Annotated in this window: 16 protein-coding genes and 1 tRNA gene; 12 read left to right on the top strand and 5 right to left on the bottom strand. The window is 63.6% G+C overall.

Annotated elements, in window-relative coordinates; genetic code table 11:
* Positions 1-49 precede the first annotated feature (49 nt).
* The 3 genes from H9529_RS06985 to H9529_RS06975 form a co-directional block, all read right to left on the bottom strand.
* Positions 50-778 carry a transporter substrate-binding domain-containing protein gene (locus H9529_RS06985; protein WP_092887921.1) on the bottom strand — a complete coding sequence of 243 codons (729 nt, stop codon included), beginning with the start codon at positions 776-778 and terminating at the stop codon, positions 50-52.
* Positions 779-808: 30 nt separating this feature from the next.
* On the bottom strand, positions 809-1,582 hold the full coding sequence (locus tag H9529_RS06980; RefSeq protein ID WP_092887923.1) for an ABC transporter ATP-binding protein: 774 nt from the start codon (positions 1,580-1,582) through the stop codon (positions 809-811).
* A gap of 132 nt (positions 1,583-1,714) precedes the next feature.
* The gene (locus H9529_RS06975; RefSeq protein WP_092887926.1) at positions 1,715-2,149 is read right to left on the bottom strand and encodes a YHS domain-containing (seleno)protein; all 435 of its coding nucleotides are present in this window, start codon (positions 2,147-2,149) and stop codon (positions 1,715-1,717) included.
* A 160-nt stretch (positions 2,150-2,309) separates the two neighbouring features.
* Between H9529_RS06975 and ettA the strand changes: the two genes are divergently transcribed.
* On the top strand, positions 2,310-3,965 hold the full coding sequence (gene ettA, locus H9529_RS06970) for an energy-dependent translational throttle protein EttA (protein ID WP_092887929.1): 1,656 nt from the start codon (positions 2,310-2,312) through the stop codon (positions 3,963-3,965).
* Positions 3,966-4,166: 201 nt separating this feature from the next.
* Positions 4,167-4,243, top strand: a tRNA-Asp gene (locus H9529_RS06965).
* Positions 4,244-4,546: 303 nt separating this feature from the next.
* Here H9529_RS06965 and uvrB read toward each other — a convergent pair.
* The gene (gene uvrB, locus H9529_RS06960; protein ID WP_092887932.1) at positions 4,547-6,727 is read right to left on the bottom strand and encodes an excinuclease ABC subunit UvrB; all 2,181 of its coding nucleotides are present in this window, start codon (positions 6,725-6,727) and stop codon (positions 4,547-4,549) included.
* A 185-nt stretch (positions 6,728-6,912) separates the two neighbouring features.
* On the opposite strand from uvrB, the gene H9529_RS06955 reads away from it, so the two are divergent.
* From H9529_RS06955 to H9529_RS06910, 10 genes are all read left to right on the top strand, one after another.
* The gene (locus tag H9529_RS06955) at positions 6,913-7,224 is read left to right on the top strand and encodes an ETC complex I subunit (RefSeq protein ID WP_092887935.1); all 312 of its coding nucleotides are present in this window, start codon (positions 6,913-6,915) and stop codon (positions 7,222-7,224) included.
* 206 nt (positions 7,225-7,430) lie between these two features.
* Positions 7,431-8,357 (top strand): MYG1 family protein, encoded by a 927-nt coding sequence (locus H9529_RS06950; protein ID WP_092887938.1) that lies wholly within the window; start codon positions 7,431-7,433, stop codon positions 8,355-8,357.
* A gap of 545 nt (positions 8,358-8,902) precedes the next feature.
* Positions 8,903-9,538, top strand: coding sequence for an amino acid ABC transporter permease (locus H9529_RS06945; protein ID WP_218132116.1), 636 nt, complete (start codon positions 8,903-8,905; stop codon positions 9,536-9,538).
* Entirely contained in the window at positions 9,520-10,239 is a 720-nt protein-coding gene (locus H9529_RS06940; protein ID WP_092887944.1) for an amino acid ABC transporter permease, read from the top strand. The genes H9529_RS06945 and H9529_RS06940 overlap by 19 nt, the downstream gene beginning before the upstream one ends.
* 28 nt (positions 10,240-10,267) lie before the next feature.
* On the top strand, positions 10,268-11,053 hold the full coding sequence (locus H9529_RS06935) for a transporter substrate-binding domain-containing protein (RefSeq protein WP_092888250.1): 786 nt from the start codon (positions 10,268-10,270) through the stop codon (positions 11,051-11,053).
* 781 nt (positions 11,054-11,834) lie between these two features.
* Positions 11,835-12,629, top strand: coding sequence for a hypothetical protein (locus H9529_RS06930; protein WP_092887947.1), 795 nt, complete (start codon positions 11,835-11,837; stop codon positions 12,627-12,629).
* Between the two features lie 39 nt (positions 12,630-12,668).
* Positions 12,669-15,341, top strand: coding sequence for a UDP-forming cellulose synthase catalytic subunit (gene bcsA / locus H9529_RS06925; protein WP_092887950.1), 2,673 nt, complete (start codon positions 12,669-12,671; stop codon positions 15,339-15,341).
* Positions 15,338-17,689, top strand: a complete 2,352-nt coding sequence (locus H9529_RS06920) for a cellulose biosynthesis cyclic di-GMP-binding regulatory protein BcsB (protein ID WP_092887953.1) — start codon at positions 15,338-15,340, stop codon at positions 17,687-17,689. The genes bcsA and H9529_RS06920 overlap by 4 nt, the downstream gene beginning before the upstream one ends.
* Positions 17,686-18,810 carry a glycosyl hydrolase family 8 gene (locus H9529_RS06915; protein WP_223814322.1) on the top strand — a complete coding sequence of 375 codons (1,125 nt, stop codon included), beginning with the start codon at positions 17,686-17,688 and terminating at the stop codon, positions 18,808-18,810. The genes H9529_RS06920 and H9529_RS06915 overlap by 4 nt, the downstream gene beginning before the upstream one ends.
* Positions 18,807-20,318, top strand: a complete 1,512-nt coding sequence (locus H9529_RS06910; RefSeq protein WP_092887956.1) for a hypothetical protein — start codon at positions 18,807-18,809, stop codon at positions 20,316-20,318. Before H9529_RS06915 ends, H9529_RS06910 begins: the two co-directional genes overlap by 4 nt.
* Before the next feature lie 158 nt (positions 20,319-20,476).
* Here the strand turns inward: H9529_RS06910 and H9529_RS06905 are convergent, their stop codons facing one another.
* Complete coding sequence (locus tag H9529_RS06905; RefSeq protein WP_092888255.1) at positions 20,477-21,103, bottom strand: MarC family protein; 627 nt, start codon at positions 21,101-21,103, stop codon at positions 20,477-20,479.
* Positions 21,104-21,349 lie beyond the last annotated feature (246 nt).

Raw genomic sequence — 21,349 nt, 5'->3', positions numbered from 1 at the left:
CAGGAAACGCCCGGATTTCAGGTTATCGGGACCAGATCGGCGGGCCGGATCAGAACAGGGGCGAATCCTCGCCGAACCATTCCACGATCAGCGTGTTGATCGAGCCATCGGCCTTCATCTCGGCAATCACCGCATCGAGGGTTTCGCGCAGTTCGGTGTCGGACTGGCGCAGGCCGACGCCGATCCCCGCGCCCAGCAGCACATCCTCGCCCACGAATTCAAGGTCCGCGGATTCCGCCGCAATGGGTGCAAGGAAGGATTTGTCGGCCAACACGGCATCAGCCTCGCCGTTGCGCACGGCGGCGACGGATTCGTCAGGGGTGGCGAAGCTGATCACATCGGCCTCGGTCGTGGCGGCGTGGCTGGCCTGGATGGTGTTGGTCTGCACCGCGACCACACCCGACACCACATCATCGCCCGCGCCGGTCAGCGCGACATAGGCCGAGGGCTCTGGCTGCAGATAGTTCTGGGTGAAGGCGATCACTTGCTTGCGTTCTTCGGTGATGCTCATCCCCGCCATGATGGCGTCGTAGTTGCCACCCGTCAGGTTGGGGATGATGCTGTCCCAGTCGTTGATGACCCATTCGCAGGTCAGCCCGGCGCGTTCGCACATCATGTCGCCCAGCGCGCGTTCATACCCGTCGAGTTCGCCAGTGGCGTCGTTGATGAAGTTGTACGGAGGGTAGGCGCCCTCGGAACCGATGCGCACCACGTCTTGCGCCGTGGCGGCGGTGGTCATCAGCGCCAGGGTTGCCAGGGTAAAGGTCAGGTTTTTCATAGTGGTATCTCCCGGTTGGAATTTTAAGGCCTACGCAGCCGCTCCGGCGCGCAGGAATTGTTGCAGGCGCGCGGATTTCGGCGCGCCAAACAGGGTATCTGGCGGCCCCTGTTCCTCGATCAGGCCCTGATGCAGAAAGATGACATGATCTGACACATCGGCGGCCAGCTTCATGTCATGGGTCACGATGATCATGGTGCGGCCCTCATCTGCCAAGGCCTTGATAACGCGCACGACTTCTTGTTCAAGTTCAGGGTCGAGCGCGCTTGTCGGTTCATCGAACAGCAGTGCGTCGGGCTCCATGCAGAGCGCGCGCGCGATGGCGGCGCGCTGTTGCTGGCCGCCCGACATCTGCGCGGGGTAGACATCGGCCTTGTCGCCGATGCCGACCTTTTCCAGCAGGGCGCGGGCGCGGGATTCCACTACCGCGCGGTCCTGCCGCAACACGGTCAGCGGTGCCTCCATCACATTTTGAAGCACCGTCATATGCGCCCAGAGATTGAAGGACTGGAACACCATCGACAGGTTGGTGCGAATGCGGATCACCTGCGCGGGGTCGGCGGGGCGGCGGTGTGCGCCTGAACCGCGCCAGCGCACGGGGTCGCCGCTGAAGATGATATCGCCCTTCTGGCTTTCCTCCAGCAAGTTGCAGCAGCGCAGCAACGTTGATTTCCCCGACCCGGAAGAGCCGATCAGTGCCACGACATCGCCGCGCCGCGCGGTCACATCTATGCCCTTCAGCACGGCCAGATCGCCGTAGCTTTTGTGCAGGCCGCGAATCTCGATAACAGATTGGTCGGTCACTTGGCGCCCGATTGGTTATAATTTGACCAATAGGACGCAAATCTGTCACGAATGCAATCCTGCAAGCGGCTTGCGTCGCGGGGAATCGGCTGAGCGAACGGGCATATGGCGCGAAATTGTGCGCCTGATTGGTCAGGGTCGCAGATCCGCCCAGTTCGCATCGGCGCGGCGGATATGGCCTGGGATGTCACGCTGCCACCGCCGCTGGATCCGGGCTGAGGCGTTAAGGTAAAGCCGCCCGTCCACGATCTGCCATTGTGTGGGGTCCACCGGGGCAAGGTAGTTCTGCGCCGCCGCCCAGGCGCAATAGCCCCCGTATTGCGGCGCGAAGCGGTCCGGTGCCGCCAGAAAGCTGTCGCGGCTGGCGATGTCGGTGAAATGCCAAGTCGCGCCGCCCCATTGCGCGCTGATCGCCGGATCGCCGCGCCGGGGTTCGGCGTGGGTGAAATAGGCCACCGGGTCATAGCCGCGCAGGGCCACGCCACCCTCGGCCAGGTAGGGCTGCGCCTTTGCAGGGGCGGCCAGCGCGGCCAGTGTCAGCGTGATCATGTGGCGGCGGTGCAACATCGCGCGGGCCTTTCTGGGTAAGATATCGCACATTATCACAGCCCCCTGCGGCAAGTCGGTCACATTCCGGTCAGATACCGCCGCCGATTGCCCTTTGCCGCCAATTTCCATACATGGGGGGCAAGCAAACCGCAGATCCGAACAACAAAGGGGGTGCCCGATGGCGGCCTATCAATATGTGTACCACATGGACGGTGTGTCCAAGACCTATCCGGGTGGCAAGAAATGCTTTGAAAACATCAAGCTGTCCTTCCTGCCGGGCGTGAAGATCGGCGTCGTCGGCGTGAACGGCTCGGGGAAATCGACGCTGCTGCGCATCATGGCGGGCATGGACAAGGATTTCACCGGCGAGGCATGGGCCGCCAAAGGCGCGCGCGTCGGCTACCTGCCGCAAGAACCGCATCTGGACGAGACGCTGAACGTGCGCGAAAATGTCATGCTGGGCGTGGCCGAGAAAAAGGCGGTGCTGGACCGCTACAATGAGCTGGCGATGAACTACTCGGACGAGACTGCCGAGGAAATGGGCCGCCTGCAAGACGAGATCGACAGCGCCAACCTGTGGGATCTGGACAGCCAGATCGACGTGGCGCTGGAGGCCCTGCGCTGCCCGCCTGACGATGCTGACGTGACGACGCTTTCGGGCGGCGAAAAGCGCCGCGTCGCGCTGTGCAAGCTGCTGCTGGAAGCGCCGGACATGCTGCTGTTGGATGAGCCGACGAACCATCTGGACGCGGAAACCATCGCCTGGCTGCAAAAACACCTGATCGAATATGCGGGCACCATCCTGTGCGTGACGCATGACCGCTATTTCCTCGACGATATTACCGGCTGGATTCTGGAGCTGGATCGCGGACGCGGGATTCCCTATGAGGGCAATTATTCCGCATGGCTGGAGCAGAAGGCCAAACGCCTGAGCCACGAAGCGCGCGAGGACAAGGCCAAGCAAAAGACGCTGGAGCGCGAACTGGAATGGATCCGCGCCGGGGCGAAGGCGCGGCAGGCGAAATCCAAGGCGCGCATCAGTGCCTATGAAGAAATGGCCGGCCAGTCAGAGCGCGAGAAACTGTCGCGCGCGCAGATCATCATCCCCAACGGCCCGCGTCTGGGTGCCAAGGTGATCGAGGTTGCGGGCCTGAAAAAAGCCTTTGGTGACAAGCTGTTGATCGAGGGTCTGGAATTCTCGTTGCCGCCCGGCGGGATCGTCGGCGTGATCGGGCCGAACGGTGCGGGGAAATCCACGCTGTTTAGGATGCTGACCGGACAGGAACAACCGGATGAAGGTTCGGTAGAGTTCGGCGAGACGGTGCAATTGTCCTATGTGGATCAATCGCGCGATGCGCTGGACGGCAAACGGACCGTCTGGGAAGAGATCAGCGACGGGCTGGATGTCATCATGCTGGGGGATGCGGAAGTCAATTCAAGGGCTTACGTCGGTGCGTTCAACTTCAAGGGCGGCGACCAGCAAAAAAAGGTTGGGCTGTTGTCTGGCGGGGAACGCAACCGGGTGCATCTGGCCAAGCTGCTGCGGTCCGGCGGCAACGTGCTTTTGCTGGATGAGCCGACGAACGATCTGGATGTGGAAACCTTGCAAGCCCTTGAATCTGCATTGGAAGATTTCGCGGGCTGCGCGGTTATCATCAGCCACGACCGGTTCTTCCTGGACCGTCTGTGCACGCATATCCTGGCGTTCGAGGGGGATGCGCATGTGGAATGGTTCGAGGGGAACTTCGAGGCCTATGAAGAAGACAAGATCCGCCGCCTTGGCCCGGATTCGGTCGAGCCGAAGCGGGTGAAATACAAGAAATTCACGCGCTGAGATCAAGACATTGCTGAATGGCGGGCCGTCCCTTTGCTGGGGCGGCCCGTTTGCGTTCGGCGCGCAAGGGCTTGATAGGGCAGGGGTTTTGGTTGCCGGGGCACCCCGAGTCCGGTGCGCCGGGGACGCGAAAAATCGGCGCGCCCGCGTGCGTTTTGCCGTTGACGGCGCGGGGCGCAATGGGTAGGACACAGGCAATGCGCGGTTGTAGCTCAGTTGGTTAGAGTACCGGCCTGTCACGCCGGGGGTCGCGGGTTCGAGCCCCGTCAACCGCGCCATTAACTTCCTAAAATACCGTTAAAACGCAACGCACCCCGGGCCGCTGGTCCGGGGCGTTTTGCGTTAATTCATTGGGTTTTCGGCGGATTCCGGGAGTCTGGAAACGGTATGGAAACGGTATGGGTTTGATACATACGCGCGGTAGGGGGGGGGCGTGTTAAGGTTTGGCGGCTGCATCTGATCCAACGCATCAGCAGGTTGGAAAATGGCTCTGAACCTGTCCGGGCCGGATCAGGAAAAGGACCGCTTTTCCGCGCCCAGTGCGACCACGCGATACCATGATCTTTTGATCCTGCCCTGCTTTATCGCCCCCGCCGCGACTTGCCGCCCCGCATGCCCGCGCGGCCGCCGGTTGACCGGCCGGTGCGCCCCACGGCCTCTTCCACTGCATTGTCCACGCTGGACTGGCGGGCGAGGGGGTCGTCGGCGATGGTGAGTTCGACGGCTTCGAGCCGCTTCACTTCGTCGCGCAGGCGGGCGGCTTCCTCGAATTCCAGGTTCTCGGCGGCTTTGCGCATGGTGGTGCGCAGGCTGTCCAGATGCGCCGCCAGATTCGCGCCGACCAGGGGTTTGTCGACCTTCGCGGTGACGCGGGCCATGTCGGTGTCGCCCTGCCACAGACCTGCCAGAACATCCTCGACGTTCTTCTTGACCGTCGTGGGCGTGATGCCGTGCAGGGTGTTGTAGGCAACCTGCTTTTCGCGGCGGCGATCGGTCTCGCCCATCGCGCGCTCCATCGAGCCGGTGATGCGGTCGGCGTACATGATGACGCGGCCCTCGGCGTTGCGGGCGGCGCGGCCGATGGTCTGGATCAGCGAGGTCTCCGAGCGCAGGAAGCCTTCCTTGTCGGCATCCAGAATCGCCACGAGGCCGCATTCGGGGATGTCGAGCCCCTCGCGCAGCAGGTTGATGCCGATCAGCACGTCGAAAGCGCCAAGGCGCAGATCGCGCAAGATCTCGATCCGCTCGATCGTGTCGATGTCGGAATGCATGTAGCGCACGCGGATGCCCTGTTCGTGCAGGTATTCGGTCAGATCCTCGGCCATGCGTTTGGTCAGCACGGTGCACAGGATGCGCATGTCCTGTGCCGCGACCTTGCGGATTTCATCGAGCAGGTCATCCACCTGCATCTTCACGGGGCGGATTTCCACCTGCGGGTCGATCAGGCCGGTGGGGCGGATCACCTGTTCGGTGAAGACGCCGCCGGTTTGTTCCAGTTCCCACGCGGAAGGCGTGGCGGACACGAAGACCGATTGGGGGCGCATGGCGTCCCATTCCTCGAACTTCAAGGGCCGGTTGTCCATGCACGACGGCAGGCGGAAGCCGTGTTCGGCCAGCGTGAATTTGCGCCGGTAGTCACCCCGGTACATACCGCCGATCTGCGGCACGCTGACGTGGGATTCGTCGGCAAACACAATGGCGTTGTCGGGGATGAATTCGAACAATGTGGGGGGCGGTTCGCCGGGCGCGCGACCGGTGAGGTAGCGCGAATAGTTCTCGATCCCGTTGCACACGCCCGTGGCCTCCAGCATCTCCAGGTCGAACTGGGTGCGCTGGCCCAGGCGCTGGGCCTCCAGCAGTTTGCCTTCGGATTCCAGTTGTTTGAGCCGCAGGTCCAGTTCGTTTTTGATCCCCTTGATCGCCTGATGCATGGTCGGGCGGGGGGTGACGTAGTGGCTGTTGGCGTAGATGCGCAGCTTTTCCAGGCTGTCGGTCTTTGCCCCCGTGAGGGGGTCAAATTCGGTGATGGCTTCCAGTTCTTCGCCAAAGAACGACAGGCGCATGGCGCGGTCTTCCATGTGGGCGGGCCATACCTCGACCGAGTCGCCGCGCACACGGAAGGAGCCGCGCGAAAAGCCCATGTCGTTGCGGCGGTATTGCTGGGCCACCAGTTCGGCCATGACCTGCCGCTGGTCGTAGCTGGACCCCACGGCGAGGTCCTGGGTCATGGCGGAATAGGTCTCGACCGAGCCGATGCCGTAGATGCACGACACCGAGGCGATGATGATGACATCGTCGCGTTCCAGAAGCGCCCTTGTGGCCGAGTGCCGCATCCGGTCGATCTGTTCGTTGATCTGGCTTTCTTTCTCGATGTAGGTGTCGGAGCGGGGCACATAGGCCTCGGGCTGGTAGTAATCATAATAGCTGACGAAATATTCGACGGCATTGTGCGGGAAGAACCCTTTGAATTCGCCATAGAGCTGCGCGGCCAATGTCTTGTTGGGCGCAAGGATGATGGCGGGGCGCTGGGTTTCCTCGATGATGCGGGCCATGGTGAAGGTCTTGCCGGTGCCGGTGGCGCCCAGCAGCACCTGATCGCGTTCGCCGGTCTGGATGCCTGCGGTCAGCTCGGCGATGGCCGTGGGCTGATCGCCCGCCGCGCTGAACGGCGTGACGAGTTCGAACTTGATGCCGCCTTCCAGTTTCGGGCGGTGGGCGCGGGCATTGCCGGCGGGAGGGGCGGTGAAATCAACGGCGGTCATGGTGTGCGGTCCTGCTGGGATTCAGAGGTAACATAGGGTCTGTGGGCGGGCGCGGCAATCGGATGGGCGGATGCGGCGCAATTGGAGCAAGGTTGCGGCTTTTTGGCTGTGCGGGCAGGGCCGGTTGGCCTTGCATCCTGCGCCGGGATTGCCGATATTACGCGGGTATCAGCAGGAGGTTGCCCATGCGCGCACGCATCTATCGTCCGTCGAGAACTGCCACGCAATCGGGCGTGGCCAACACGAGGGTGTGGGTGCTGGAATTCGCCCCGGCAGAGGCGCGCCAGATCGACCCGCTGATGGGCTGGACCAGCTCTGGCGATATGGACAGCCAGGTGCATCTGCATTTCGAGACGCAGGCCGAGGCGGAAGATTACGCCAAGCGGCACGGCATCGAGTATAATGTGGTGCCGCCGAAGGACCGCAAACCGAAGCTGCGCCCGGGTGGATATGGCGATAACTTCGCCACCAACCGTCGGACCGTCTGGACGCACTGAGGCTGTAAATCAGGGCAAAGGTGTCTTGAAGCCGGGGCAAGGATCCCGCGACGGCGTCAGAATAGCTACATGGTGCAGGTGAGGATTGTTGGGCCGCAGTATTTGGCTTTGTCCTGTCTCTTGCCCAAATCCATCACCCTACAGATCGGCGGGCTGCCTTTGAAGGTTGCACCACGCTTTCACCCCCCGGCCGGAGCTTGCCCCGCATGACCATCACCCACCTCGTGACCCATTCCGGTGGCTTTCATGCTGATGAATTGCTGTCCTCCGTGATCCTGACGCGGTTGTTTCCCGATGCAGAAGTGATCCGCAGCCGCGACAAAGCGTGGATCACGCCCGGCGCGGCGCGGATCATCTATGACGTCGGTGGGCAGTTTGATGCGGATGCGCAGATTTTCGATCACCACCAGCGGCCCAACCCGCTGCGCGAGGACGGTCAACCCTACAGCTCCTTTGGTCTGATTTGGGCGCAGTATGGCCGCGATTACCTGCGCGCGATGGCGGTGCCGGAGCGTGACGCCGAGGCGATCCATGGCGCGTTTGACCGTGGCTTCGTGCTTCCGGTCGATCTGATCGACAACGGTGCGGTCAATGCCGCCGAGGCGGGGCCGCTTTTCGCCGGGCTGACCCTTCCGGTGCTGCTCGAAAGCCTGAAGGCCGTGTTTGACGACCATGAGGAGGGCGCGGATGACCGCGCCTTCATGGAGGCCCTGCCCGTGGCGCGCGCGTTCGTCGAGGCACAGGTCAGGCGCAAAGCCGCGAAATTCAGGGCCGAGGCCATGGTGATGACCGCCATCGAGGCCGCCGGCGCGGGGCGCGTTCTGGAGTTGCCGATGGGCATGCCCTTTCGCGCCGGTGTCGAGCAGGCTGGCGCTGACCACCTGTTGTTTGTGATCCATCCGCGCGGCACCGACTGGACGCTGACGACGATCCGCACGGGCGATGACACCTTCGACAATCGCGCGGATCTGCCTGCGGCCTGGGCGGGACTGACGGATGGCGCGCTTGAAGCCGTCAGCGGCGTCAAAGGCGCGAAATTCTGCCACAACGGCCGGTTCATCGCGGTGGCTGCCACCCGCGCGGCTGTATTGGCAATGGCGGATATCGCGGTATCGGAGGCTTTGGCTGGATAACCTTTGAACAGGCCTGTGAATTTGCAAACCCGAATTGTCTTGGGTCTGTGCCAGCGGAGCAATACGTCTGCCAAAGGCTTGCGACCGTATTCTGAATGCACCTGTAGCCGGCAGGGCGAAAGCCGCGGTTCGCCGGGGGCGCCAGACGCGCCCTGACAAGGGTCAAAAGCGGACGCCGGTTGTCGAGTTTGGGAGAGCCTTGTCGCATTCGCCCAGAAACCGGTCGCGATGAGCGTGCAGGTCTTCAAGATAGCGGGACATTTGCTGACCCGACCTTGGTAAAGCGCCCGCGTCACACTGAGTCAAGATTTGCCAGGACTGGGAGAGATCGTCGTCGTTTGCGGCTGTCACCGTGGCGCTTGACTGTGATCCAGAAGCGTTTCGCATCATTTTCGGGCGAATAACGCAAAGAATGCCGCAATTCTGCTCAACCTGTTCGGTGGCTTGCTGCGGGTAAGGGGCGACGCTTCCTTTGAGTCACGTTGTTGTGTCTGCTCCATGCCATGGATCTACGGTTTTTCGAAATTTACAGGCGCAGTGAGTATGTGCTTTTGCTGCTGGAGGGTGCCGCCTTCAGTATCGCGCTGACGTTGGCTGCGGCCGTTTTGGGCTTCGTCTTTGCACTGGGCTTGTCAGGAGTGCGCTTTGCACAGATCCGCTACCTGCAAAGCGTGGCCACCTGCTATGTAGAGTTCATTCGCAACACGCCGTTGATCGTGCAGCTGTTCTTTGTCGCCTTCGGCCCGCCGCTGCTTCTGGGCTACCAATGGCCGTTCTGGGCACATGCCCTGCTGGCGCTGATCCTGAATTTTTCCGCGTATTTTTCCGAAATTTTACGGTCCGGATACGGCACCGTCTCTGACGGGCAACGCGAAGCAGCCGCCGCACTTGGCATAGGCAAGGTGCTGACTTTTTTCAAAATCGTGCTGCCGCAAGCCATCGCAAAGATGTACCCGTCTTTGGCAAGCCAGTTCATCTTCCTGTTTCTGACCACAGGCGTCATTGCCGAAATCGGCGTCAACGATCTGACACAAGCGGGCAAGTTCATCGACAGCAGAACCTTCCGCACCTTTGAAGTGTTCTTCACGCTGACGGTGATCTACATCGCGATTTCCTTGTGCTTCAAACTGCTTTTGGCGGGGCTCCAAAGGTACTTTTTCGGATGGCAGGTGGCGCGGTGAAGGACCTGCTCGTTGCGATGTTCGGAGAACCGCAAGGCGTGGTGCTGTTTCAGCTGCTTTTTGCGACCCAGTTCACGATCTATCTGTCCCTGATCGCATTTATCGGCGGTGGGATCGTGGCGGCTTGCATCACCATCCTGCGGATCCTGCCGTCGAGACCCGCACGTATCATCGCGCAGTGCTACATCTGGTTTTTCCAGTCCGCGCCGTTGCTGATGCTGCTGTTCCTGTTCGGCCTTGGTGTGCCGCGACTTATCGGCTTTGACGTCAACATCTGGATCGCCGCCAGTATGGCGCTGACGCTTTATAGCAGCGCTTATCTGGCAGAAGTCTGGCGTGGCGCGATCCAAAGTCAGCCCGTGGGACAGTGGGAAGGCGCCCAGGCGCTTGGATTGCGGTTCATGCAAACGCTGAGGCTGGTCATCCTTCCGCAAGCGTTCCGGGTATCTCTGGCGCCGACAGTCGGGTTTCTGGTTCAGATCATCAAAGGGACCTCGCTGGCCTATATCATCGGATTTTCAGACTTGATGAGCATTGGCAAACGATGGGCCAACGCCCCGGTCGAAGGCACGGAGCCCTTTGTTATCTATCCGCTGATGGCGCTGATCTATTTCGCGCTTTGTTTTCCTCTTTCCCGGCTGGCCCTCCGGCTGGAAAAGCGGCTGGGGACGGTACCGAAAACGGCACCGGTCGCGGCCTGAACATCACAAAAATCAACAGGGAATGACCATGAAAAGATTAACAATAATCACTGCGGCGGCCGTGTTTTCACTTACAGCGATGGCAACACAAGCGACGGCTGATCTTGCAGATATCCTGTCGGCCGGTTCTGTCAAAATCGGTATTCCCGAAGCCTTTGCACCGTTTGGCTCGCTTGGCGCGTCGGGTGAATACGAAGGCTATGATGTGGATGTCGCCAAGCTGATCGCGGCCGACCTTGGCGTCGAGCTGGAACTGGTGCCTGTCACATCCAACCAACGTATCCCGTTCCTGGAGACGGACCGCGTTGATCTGGTGATCGCAACGATGGGGGCCAACCCTGAGCGCGCAAAATCAATCTGGTTTTCTTCCGCATATGCCCCGTTCTTTTCGGGCGTATTCGCAGCTTCGGACAAGTCCATCGAAAGCGTTGCTGATCTTGCCGGCATGTCGGTTGGCCTGACAGGCGGCACACTGGAAGATCTGGAACTGACCGAGATTGCGCCTGACACAACCGAAATCATCCGGTTCGGTGACAATGCCGCGACGCGCGCCGCATTCGAGTCGGGGCAGGTCGATGTTCTGGTCAGTGGCAATACCGTTGCCGCAGAAATCAGTGCAGCCAACGCGGATGCGGATATCGAGACAAAGTTCATCCTCAAGGAGTCGCCCGCCTTCATCGGTGTGAAAAAGGGCAACCTCGACCTCCTGTTCTGGGTGAATACATTTATCCTGCACAAGGTCCTCGGCGGAGAGTTGAATGAGCTGTCGAATACCTGGCTGGGTCAGGATCTGCCCGCATTGCCGAGCCTCTGATCTTGTTTATGGACAAAGCGGCGATACGCCGCTTTGTCCCGCGCTATGAAGCTGAGGCGTTCAGGCCCCGGCATCTGGTGTAAAGCGTCCAATGAGGGCCGTATTTCCCGGACGCGTCACGCCACCGCAAGCCCTTACGATTGATGAAGACAATCCCCCTCAAGCTGTCGCAAACCGGGCACCTGTCTGACGGTGTGGGGCGGGCGCTTCGCGTCGTTGGTCTTGCCTGCGCGGGCGCGCGCGGGATTCCGCGCTTTGGCCTGCCATTGCCGTTGCGTTGCCAGTGCCGTTGCAGGTTTGCAGGCGGGTTCCGCGCCTGCTGCGGTGCGCGGCGGTGGAGGTTGAGGTGACAAAAACCCCGATTGTCGCCAGAAAAGAAACAATGTTGCATTATTGGCACAGGTTTCAGAAGTCTTTGCACACCTATTGCGCGACCCATTTACACTTGCCTCAACCCTTGCGTGCGCGAGGTTGGGCGAGACGGTGCATTTTGCAGCCTAAGCGGCGCTCAAGTAATCAAACCCCGCCAATTATGCAACCAGACCGGGCAGTTAGCGGATGCGCCTCGTGCCCGGAGAAACGCGTCAAAATTCAGTCGCGCTGCATTGCCAGTTGCTCTGATGCCGATGATTCGGTATCTTGAGACAACAAAAAGACGATCTGAGGCAGCAACATAAACCGTCCCCATACATGGGTATCGTGTTTTTCGGAGAACCGAGCGGGGAAAACCCCGCCGCGCCGGAAGCGATGATCCCGGGGATGACCGGGTAGGGCATTCGCAATGATGACTGAAAGCGGCGGCAACGCTGTTGAAGCGGCGTGCGCGCAAGGTGCGTGCGACACGGAGCAGCGCCATGCGCAGCGCCGGATGCGCCAGTTCTTCCGTCAATTCTTGAAGCAGTTTTTCGGGCGGTCCTTCGGGGGTGCGCGGCCGGGCCTGTTGGTGGTGACGCTGCTGGCGGGCTGCGAGGTTGCGCAGATGGTCGCGCCCAGCGGGTCGGATGCGCGGGTGTCGATGGATGTGATCGAGGATACCGCGCAATACCAGATCGTCCCGGCCTCACGCGCGTTTATCAATGTGCCTGCGGCGCCGTTGGTGTTTGAACGCGCCCTGGGGCGCGGCGCGGAACAACTGATCGCGCTGCCCAATAATACCAGCGTGGCGGGTGACAACCAGATTCTGGTGCGCGCCCAGACTGCCAGCACGATCAACCTGGCGCGGTTCGACCTGGCGCAGGTGCTGGAACGGTTTGGTGGCGCGCCCTATCCGTTTCAGCGGATCAGCAATGCGCAGCTGGAAACCGGGCAGGACAGCCTGGGCAGCTATGTGTACGCCACCGAGCGGCTGGGCACCGATACGATCTGCGTGCTGGCGATCCGCCGCATGACCGTGGGCGCGCGGCCGCTGCCACGCGGCACCGACGCGCTGGACGTGATGATGCGCAACTGCGTACAGGGCAGCGTGCAGGCCGCGCTGGACCCCGTCACCGCGCGCGGCATCGCGCAGAGCGGCGCGGGCGGCACCTACGCCCAGACGCCCTTTGCCGGGCCGATGTCGCCGGGCCTGCGCAATTAATTCAAGGCAATTTCTCATACGGATTCAGGGTATTTTTTCATGAGTGCATTCATCGCCAACCGACCGCTGAAGACCGGAGAGATGTTGATCTTCGCCATCTGGCTTTTGCTGATGATCCCGCTTCTGGCATTTGTCAGCATCCCGACATCGACGGCGGTGCAGGGGATTCTGGGGCTGGCGGCGGTGTTGGTGGTGGCGGTGCTGAAACCCGTGACCAACCGCAACATGGTCGCGCGCTTCGCGCTGCTGTCCATCGCCAGTCTGGTGGTGATGCGCTACTGGTCCTGGCGCGTGATGGAGACGCTGCCCGCACCGGAATACCCGGTGTCGTTTGCCGCCGCGATGCTGCTGTTTGCGGTGGAAACCTATGCAATCATGGTGTTTTTCCTCAGCTCTTTCATGACCGCCGACCCGATCGAGCGCACGCTGCCCCCCAAGGTGGCCGCCGCCGATCTGCCCACGGTGGATATTCTGGTTCCCAGCTACAACGAGCCGGTGGAGATGCTGAGCGTCACGCTGTCGGCGGCGAAGAACATGCATTACCCCGCACACAAGCGCACGGTGGTTCTGTGCGATGACGGCGGCACCGATCAGCGCTGCAATTCCGACGATGCCGGGCTGGCCGAGCGGTCGCGCGCACGGCGGCGCGCGTTGCAGGCTTTGTGCAACGATCTGGGCGTTCTTTACATGACGCGGGCGCGCAACGAGAGTGCGAAGGCTGGCAACATGTCTTCGGCGCTGGAGCGGCTGAACGGCGATCTGGTGGTGGTGTTCGATGCCGACCACGTACCCGCGCGCGACTTTCTGGCGCGTACCGTGGGGTATTTCGTGCAGGATCCGAAGCTGTTTCTGGTGCAGACGCCGCACTTCTTCCTCAACCCCGACCCGATCGACCGCAACATCGGGCTGCGCAAGGATTGCCCGCCGGAAAACGAGATGTTCTATCATCAGGGGCACCGGGGGCTGGACCGTTGGGGGGGCGCGTTCTTCTGCGGTTCGGCCGCCGTGCTGCGGCGCGAGGCGCTGGACAGCGTGGGCGGTTTTGCCGGTGAGACCATCACCGAGGATGCCGAAACCGCGCTGGAAATCCACAGCCAGGGCTGGAAGAGCCTTTATGTCGATCACGCCATGATTGCCGGGCTGCAACCCGAGACGTTTACCAGTTTCATCGAACAGCGCGGGCGCTGGGCGACGGGGATGATGCAACTGCTGATCTTGAAGAACCCGTTGCGCCGCAAGGGCCTGAGCATGACGCAGCGGCTGTGCTACCTGAACTCCATGACGTTCTGGTTGTTCCCGCTGGTGCGGCTGACGTTCATCCTGGCGCCGCTGGCCTATCTGTTCTTTGGCCTGCAGATCTTTGTGGCGACGATTCAGGAAGTGCTGGTGTACATGACCAGCTACATGGCCATCAGCTTCATGGTGCAAAACGCGCTTTATGGCCGCGTGCGCTGGCCGCTGATCTCGGAGCTTTATGAGACGGCGCAGGCGCCCTATCTGGCCAGCGCGATTTTCAAGACTTTCTGGAGGCCGCGCGCGGCCAAGTTCAACGTGACCGCGAAGGATGAGGTGCTGGAGGAAGATTACCTGTCGCCGATCTATGCGCCGCTGTTGACGATCTGGGTGCTGGCGGGGCTGGGTGTGATCGCGGCAGGGGTGCGCTGGATGCTGTATCCGGGCGACCACAACATCTTGATGATCGTCGGCGGCTGGGCGGTGTTCAACTTCCTTATCGTGTCGGCATCGTTGCGGGTGCTGGCCGAACGCCAGCAGCGCCGCGCCGTACCGCGTGTGCCGATGCAGGTGCCCGCCGTGGCCGCGCTGGGCCGGTCGGTAGAGCAATTTGTCAGCGCGACGGTGCTCGATGCGTCGACCAGCGGCGCGCGGCTGAGCCTGCGCCCGTCGCCCGAGACGCGGCCCGAGGATCTGGCGAAGATCGAAAAGGGCTTCGTGTTCTTCTTCACGCCGGAATTCCCAAAATCGCCGCATCTGGAAAACGCCGTGCGGGTGCAGGTGCAATCGGTGGTGCGGTCCGGCAACAGCTATGTGGTGGGGGTGAAATATGACCCTGACCAGCCGATGATCGTGCGCGAAACGGTGGCGCATCTGATCTTTGGCGACAGTGCCGTCTGGGAGGCGATCCGCGCGGGTCGCACCCGTCAGAAGGGTTTGCTGGTCGGCATGGGCTATGTCGTCGTGCTGGCGTTCAGCGGCATCTGGCACACCGCGATTGCCATCAAGAATGAGCCTGCGCGTCTGCGCCGCCTGCGTGAACGCGAGCGTATCTCGGGCCGGTCGGAAGCGGTGCCCGCGCATCTTCTGGCCTTTGGCGAGGCTTTCGATCCGCCGCCCGCCGCGCGCCCCGTGCCGATTTCGCCTGCCGCGCGGTCACAGCACGCGGCCCCGGCGATGACGCCTGCGGTGCCGTTGCAAGGCGTGGCGCCGACGTCGCTGCCGCAGGGTGGCCCCGGTCACGGCGGACCATTGCAGGGCGGGTCCGTTCCCGGTGGGCAGATTCCCGGTGGGCAGCTTCCTGGGGGGCAGCTTCCCGGTGGGCCCGTTCCTGGCGGGTCCCGGACGGACCCGAAGGCGCAGGGTGCGCAGGGTGGAATGGGCCAACCTTTGATGAGCCAGCACACATCAGGTCAGGACGATGCGGGGCAGGGCGGTGGCGCGCCGATGTTCTCGACCGACTGGAGGTCTACGACATGATCGGGCGGATTTCACAGATGATGCAGGCGCAGTGCGCGCCGGGCAAGGGGGCAGCCCTGGCGCTGTCGGTCACGCTGGGGGCGGCGTTCTGCCTGCCCGTCGGTGCGGCGGCACAGGGCCAGCCGGCCGCGCCGTTGATCGTGTTGCCGGTGGATGACGGCCCCGCGCTGAGCCCCGAGATGCAAGAAAACCTGCTGGACATGCGCATCGGCGCCGACCGACGCCGCGCGCCCGAACCCGACGTGGCGCCGCCGCCGCCGCTGATCGCGTCGCCTTTGCGGGCGCTGCGGGTCAGTGACGCGTTGCGCGCGAACGTGCTACGCTTCAGCGGCGAGCGGCATGTCGAGGATTTCTCGCTTTTCGTGGCGGACCCTGACGCATTGCCGACGGGGGAGCGCGCGCTGGTGCTGAGCATGATTTCCAGCGTCAATGTGCTGCCTGAACGGTCCGAGGCGCGGGTCAGCATCAACGGCACCTTCGTCGGTGCGTTGGAACTGGCGAATTTCACCGAGTTCACGCCCGCGCGGTTCGCTATTCCTGCGGGCGCGCTGCGCGCCGGGCATAACGACGTGCAGATCACGGTAGCGCAGCATCACCGGATTTATTGCGGGCCGGAAGCGTCCTTTGCGCTGTGGTCCGAGATTGATCTGGCGGGCAGCGGGCTGTCGCTGGGCGACACGTTGCAGGCCACAGGCCCCGAGGCGTTTCTGATGGGGCTGGCCGCGCAGGCGGTTCAGCCCGGTGGGGTCGAGGTGCGCGGGGCCGAAGGGCTGGGCGCGGCGCGGTCACAATGGCTGTCGCTGATCAGCGCGCGGCTGAGCAATGTCATGGCCGGTGCGCCGCTGGTCTACCGCTTCACGCCTTATTGGAGCCTGGAGGGCGAAGCCGCCGCGCGTGCCCGTGTCACCTTCGTGCCGGGTCTTGCCAACCGTGTCTCATTCCAGCGTGGTGCCGATGGCGCGCAGGTCATGGTGGTGGAATACGTCGAAGGTGCGGCCCCGGGTGCGTTGAACCTGCCCGAGCTGGCTTTTGCCGCGCGCGCGCCGTCGCCCCGCCCCGTGCTGATCGACGCGGACCGCGAGGTGGCGCTGTCTGAATTCGGCTTTGAGACGCTGCGCGTCAGCCAGCGGTATCACCGCAGCGACCACAGTTTCCGACTGCCCGATGACTGGCTGGTGCTGACCGCCGCAAAGGCGCGCATCCGCTTCGATTATGTTTATGCGCAGGGGCTGCCCGAGGGGGCGATGCTGCTGCTGATCGTGAACAATGAGACGATCCGCATGCTGCCACTGCGCGGCGAGGGCGGGGAATACATCACCATGTTCCCCATCGACTTTGAGGCGCGGCTGCTGCGCGCGGGCGTCAATACGCTGTCCTTCGAGGTGCTGCTGCCCGGCCAGCCCGCCGATCTGCCCTGTGCGGTCAGCGAGGGTCCGGTTCTGGAGATCAGCGAGACCTCGACCCTGCATGTGCCCTACAGCCCGTCGATGTATCTGCCCGACATGGGGCTGGCCTTCAACGCGCTGGGGCCTGACAGCCTGCGGGTCAATGACCTGAGCGCGCGGTCCTACAGTGTGGAAGACCGCATCATGCTGGCCTCGGCGTTGTCGCGGGCCCAGATGGGGCGGGATGCCGGAGGGCGCCCGGCCGCGCTGGCCAGCCTGAACCTGATGTCGCTCGATGACCTCGGTTCGGTTCCCTTCGGGGATTTCGCGATCAGCCGCCGTATCATCGAGGATGTGCTGCTGGCGCCTGCGGGCGGGGCGCAGACGGGCAACGGGGCGCAGACGGGCAACGGGGCGCAGACGGGTACCGGGGCGGAAACGACCACGCCCAACCCCTTCATCAACGTGCGTCAGAGCGAGGGGTATACTGCGGCTTTCTCGCGCATCGGGCAATCGCTGAGCGATGTGGCGACCGAGGCATCCTACTGGTTGTTCCCGCGCAAGGGCACGATGTTGGAAGACTGGATGGCCACCCAGAGCGGGCAGGCGATCTTGATGCAGCTGGACGGCACGCGCCCCGATGCGATCTGGATGGTGCGCGCCCCGGGGTCGGACATGACGCAGATCGCCACGGCCCTGATCTCGGGGCGGGCGGGCACGTTCGACGGGCCGCACGGGCAGGTGGCGGTGCTGGACCATGCGGGCCAGTGGCAAAGCTGGATCGCGCCCGACCGCAAACCGGTCTTGCTGGAGGACTGGAGCCTGGCGAATGCGCGCCATGCGATGGGGAATTTCGTTTCGGCCCAGCCGATCAGCTACGTTTTCGGAGTGTTCTTCATCGCGCTGATCTCGGCTGCGCTGGCGCTTCGGCTTATCATTTCTACCAGAGAGCATGACACATGATCAGACGCGATTGCCTGAAAATTCTTGGTGCGAACCTGCTGACTGCGGGGGCTGTGGCCCCGGCTGCGGCGCTGGCTTCCGGGGCCTTCGTGCCGGGGGCTGCCCGCGCGATGGTGCCGGTCAATCTGGCCGACAGCGCGCGACCGCTGTGGCAGGCGTGGAAAGCCACGCATCTGGATGCCACGGGCCGGGTGATCGACCGGTTGCAAGGCGATTCCAGCCATTCCGAGGGGCAGGGCTATGGCATGGTCCTTGCCACCGAGTTCAACGACCCCGAGGCCTTTGCCGCGATGTTTGGCTGGACCGAGATGCATCTGAAGCAGCGCGGTGACGGGCTGTTGTCCTGGCGCTGGCTGCCCGGCACGCTGAATGCCGTGCCGGACCGCAACAACGCCAGCGACGGTGATCTGTTCTATGCCTGGGCGCTGTTGCGTGCCGCGCGGGCTTTTGGCGACCAGCGGTATCTGGACCGCGCGGTGCAGGTTGCGCAGGATCTGGCGGCGGCCTGTATCGTGCGCAACCCCGCCGACCGGGATCGGCTGGTGATGCTGCCTGCGTCGGTCGGGTTCGCGCATGATGACGCGATCTCGGTCAACCCGTCCTATTACATGCCGCTGGCCATGCGTGAGGTTGCCGCGGGAACCGGCGTCAGCGCTTTGGGTGTCGCTGCGCAGGATGCGGATGCGTTGCTGGCCACGCTGGCGGGTGGCGGGTTGATCCCCGATTGGGTCGATATCTCGCCTGCGGGGATGGGGCCGTCGGCGCGCATGTCGGCCAACAGCGGGTACGAGGCGTTGCGCGTGCCGCTGTTCCTGATCTGGTCGGGCATGTCGGAGCATCCGGCGGTGCGGCAGGCGGCGTCGGTCTATGGCCGTACGGTTACGCCCGGCGCGCCCGTGCCGACGGTGATGGAGCCCGCGTCTGGCGTGGTGCTGGAATCCAGTCCCGATGCAGGCTACCGCGCGTTGGCGGGGCTGGTCACCTGTTCGGTGCGTGCGCCGGGCAGTGTCGGGGCCGACATGCCGCCCTACAGCACGCGCCAGCCCTATTACCCCGCGACCTTGCAGATGTTTGCGATGATCGCCGCCAATCAGATTTTGCCCGAATGTGTGCCGCTATGACCCGTGAACCGATTTTCGCCTTGGTGCGCAAGGCCCCGCGCAGGACCCGGTTGTTGGCCGGGGCCGCGCTGGCGCTGGCACTGGTGGGCTTTACGCCTGCGCCGGTCCATGGGCCGTTCAGCATGGCCGCCGGGGCGCAGACCGCGACGCCAAACGACCTGCGCGCCCTGATCTATTACCTGGATCAGAACGATCAAGCTGCGGTGCAGGCCGAAATGCGCCGTCTGCGTACCGCCTTCCCCGACTGGCGCCCGCCCTCAGACCTCAACGATCTGCGCGCCCCGGCGCCGGCCAGCGGCCCGTCGGTGGATGAGGCCGCGATCTGGGCGCGGATCGAACGGGGTGATTTTGCCGGAGCGCGCAACCTGATCGAACAGGGGCGCGCTGCGGCGGGTGGCTGGCAGCCCGATGCCGAGATGCTGCGCGTGCTGGACCTGAACGAGACGCAGGCGGCCTTTGATCGCGCCGTGTCGGGCCGCAATGCGCCCGAGGCGATTGCCATTGCGCGCCGTGCGCCCCAGATGTTCCGCTGCGACCGGATCAACAATGCCTGGCAACTGGCCGAGATGTACGCGCTGGTGAACCAGCCCGGCAATGCCGTGTCGACCTATCAGGGTGTTGCGACCTCTTGCACCGCGCTGTCCGATCAGGCGCCAACGCTGGAAAAGGCCGATGCCGTGGCGAGCCCCGCGCAGTTGGCTGGGCTGTTTGATGCCGCCCGCGGCGCGGCGCCGGGCAATACCACGGCGCTGAACCAGTTGGAGGCGCGGCTGCGCGCCGGGCGCGGCGGTGCGCCCGCCGCAGCCCAACCCGCCGCCCAATCCGCCGCCCCTGCGCCTGCGCGGGTTGCGGCGGCACCTGCGCCCGCGCCGACACCTGCCCCCGTTCAGGCTGCCGTTCAGACCGCAACGCAGGCCCCTGCCACCGATTATGCCCGCCTGCCGTTGCGCGGGGATGGGCGCATCGGCACGGTGCGCGCTGCCAAGGAGGCCGGGGCCTGGGGCCGCTGCCTGGCGACGTCCGCCAATCCGCAGTCGCTTGAGGTGCTTTACGAACGCGGCTGGTGCGCCTATAGCCACGACCGCCCGGCCGAAGCGCTGGCCGCCTTTGCCGCTGTCGCCCGGGCAGGGTCGGGCCTGGGGCCAGAGGTGCAGCGCGATGCGAATTTCGGGCTGTCGCTGTCCTATCTGGGCATGAACATGACCGATCAGGCGGCTGCCGTTTCCGCCGCGACTCCGCTGACGGCAACGCAGCGCCGCGACACCGAGACGATCATTCTGGACCAGCGCGCGGTGCGGGCCTTCCGTCTGGGCGAGCATCGCCAGGCCATCGCCTATCTGAACGCGCTGGAACAGCAGAACGGTTCGTTGCGCCGCGATCTGGCGATCCTGCGCGCCTATTCGTACCTGGAAAACGATCAGCGCGCCGTGGCGTATGAGCAGTTCCAGACGCTGCATGCCCAGCTTGCCACTGACGAGACGCGCGATGGCCTGAACGCCAGCCGCTGACGGCGTCTTTCAGTCGCAATTGTATTGGGGGGGCGCGGCTGACGGGGCCGCGTCCCCTTTTTTAACTGGGGTGCGGCGCCCCTGGTTTCGCGGTAGGCGGCGCGCGCCTGGCCTGGTGATCGCCCCATCTGGCAGGGGGCTTGCGCGGGAGGCTTGTGTCAGATCACCCCGATGGCGCGCGCGCCGTCGATCACGAATTGCACCGAAAGCGCGGCCAGCAACATGCCCAAGAGCCGTGTCACCACCATCGTGCCGGTGCGGCGCAGCACGCGTTCCAAAAGGCCCGCCGACAGGAACAGCACCATGACCATCGTGATGACCGCCAGCATGACCACCAACACCATGGCGATGCCCTCCATGCTGCGCCCGGTCTCATTGGTCAGCAAGATCATCGTGGCCATGGCGCCGGGGCCTGCGATCAGCGGCATCGCCAGCGGGAAGACGGAAGGGTCATCGGCGGGCGCGGCAACACCGCTGTCCGCATGGTCCTGCCGCCGCGCGCTGCGCCGGTCAAACAGCATGTCGAGCGCGGTCAGAAACAGCAAGATCCCACCCGCGATCTGGAAGGCGGGCATGGAAATCCCGATGAACTGCAACAACGCGTCACCCAGCAGGGCGAAGATCGACAGGAGCAGCGCGGCGATGAAACAGGCGCGCAGCCCGATGGACCGCCGGGTGCGGGCATCGGCCCCTTGGGTCAGGGCGAGGAACAGCGGGGTCATGCCGATCGGGTCGATAACCACGAAGAGCGTGACGAAGGCGGTAATGAGGAAGGCGGGGTCAATGGCCATGGCGATGTCCGTCAGGGGGAAATGATGCGCGTGACTCAGGCAGATGAAATGGCCGCCCCCGGCCTTTGCCGGGTAAAACCCTGAGGTTTCAGACTGGCCGGGATGGCCGCCCGGCGCAACCCCGTCCTGATGTCTTCAGGGGGGGCAGGGTGGCGATGGACGGGCAATCACGGGCAGGCAGAGCGTGGCAAAGGCCCGGGCCTGCGCGCTGCGGGCGCGCTTTGGGGTCCTGGTGGCCCC

The sequence above is a fragment of the Roseicitreum antarcticum genome, assembly GCF_014681765.1.
In the GTDB taxonomy this organism is placed as follows: Bacteria; Pseudomonadota; Alphaproteobacteria; order Rhodobacterales; family Rhodobacteraceae; genus Roseicitreum; species Roseicitreum antarcticum.
This window is presented reverse-complemented; position numbering and strand designations above follow the sequence as displayed.

Bases quoted from the DNA above. Each gene is read 5' to 3' on its own strand.
- H9529_RS06910 (WP_092887956.1), top strand. From the start codon at position 18,807: ATGACCCGTGAACCGATTTTCGCCTTGGTGCGCAAGGCCCCGCGCAGG.
- H9529_RS06950 (WP_092887938.1), top strand. From the start codon at position 7,431: ATGACCATCACCCACCTCGTGACCCATTCCGGTGGCTTTCATGCTGAT.
- H9529_RS06915 (WP_223814322.1), top strand. From the start codon at position 17,686: ATGATCAGACGCGATTGCCTGAAAATTCTTGGTGCGAACCTGCTGACT.
- uvrB (WP_092887932.1), bottom strand. From the start codon at position 6,727: ATGACCGCCGTTGATTTCACCGCCCCTCCCGCCGGCAATGCCCGCGCC.
- H9529_RS06955 (WP_092887935.1), top strand. From the start codon at position 6,913: ATGCGCGCACGCATCTATCGTCCGTCGAGAACTGCCACGCAATCGGGC.
- H9529_RS06985 (WP_092887921.1), bottom strand. From the start codon at position 778: ATGAAAAACCTGACCTTTACCCTGGCAACCCTGGCGCTGATGACCACC.
- ettA (WP_092887929.1), top strand. From the start codon at position 2,310: ATGGCGGCCTATCAATATGTGTACCACATGGACGGTGTGTCCAAGACC.
- H9529_RS06940 (WP_092887944.1), top strand. From the start codon at position 9,520: ATGGCAGGTGGCGCGGTGAAGGACCTGCTCGTTGCGATGTTCGGAGAA.
- H9529_RS06935 (WP_092888250.1), top strand. From the start codon at position 10,268: ATGAAAAGATTAACAATAATCACTGCGGCGGCCGTGTTTTCACTTACA.
- bcsA (WP_092887950.1), top strand. From the start codon at position 12,669: ATGAGTGCATTCATCGCCAACCGACCGCTGAAGACCGGAGAGATGTTG.
- H9529_RS06920 (WP_092887953.1), top strand. From the start codon at position 15,338: ATGATCGGGCGGATTTCACAGATGATGCAGGCGCAGTGCGCGCCGGGC.
- H9529_RS06930 (WP_092887947.1), top strand. From the start codon at position 11,835: ATGATGACTGAAAGCGGCGGCAACGCTGTTGAAGCGGCGTGCGCGCAA.
- H9529_RS06975 (WP_092887926.1), bottom strand. From the start codon at position 2,149: ATGTTGCACCGCCGCCACATGATCACGCTGACACTGGCCGCGCTGGCC.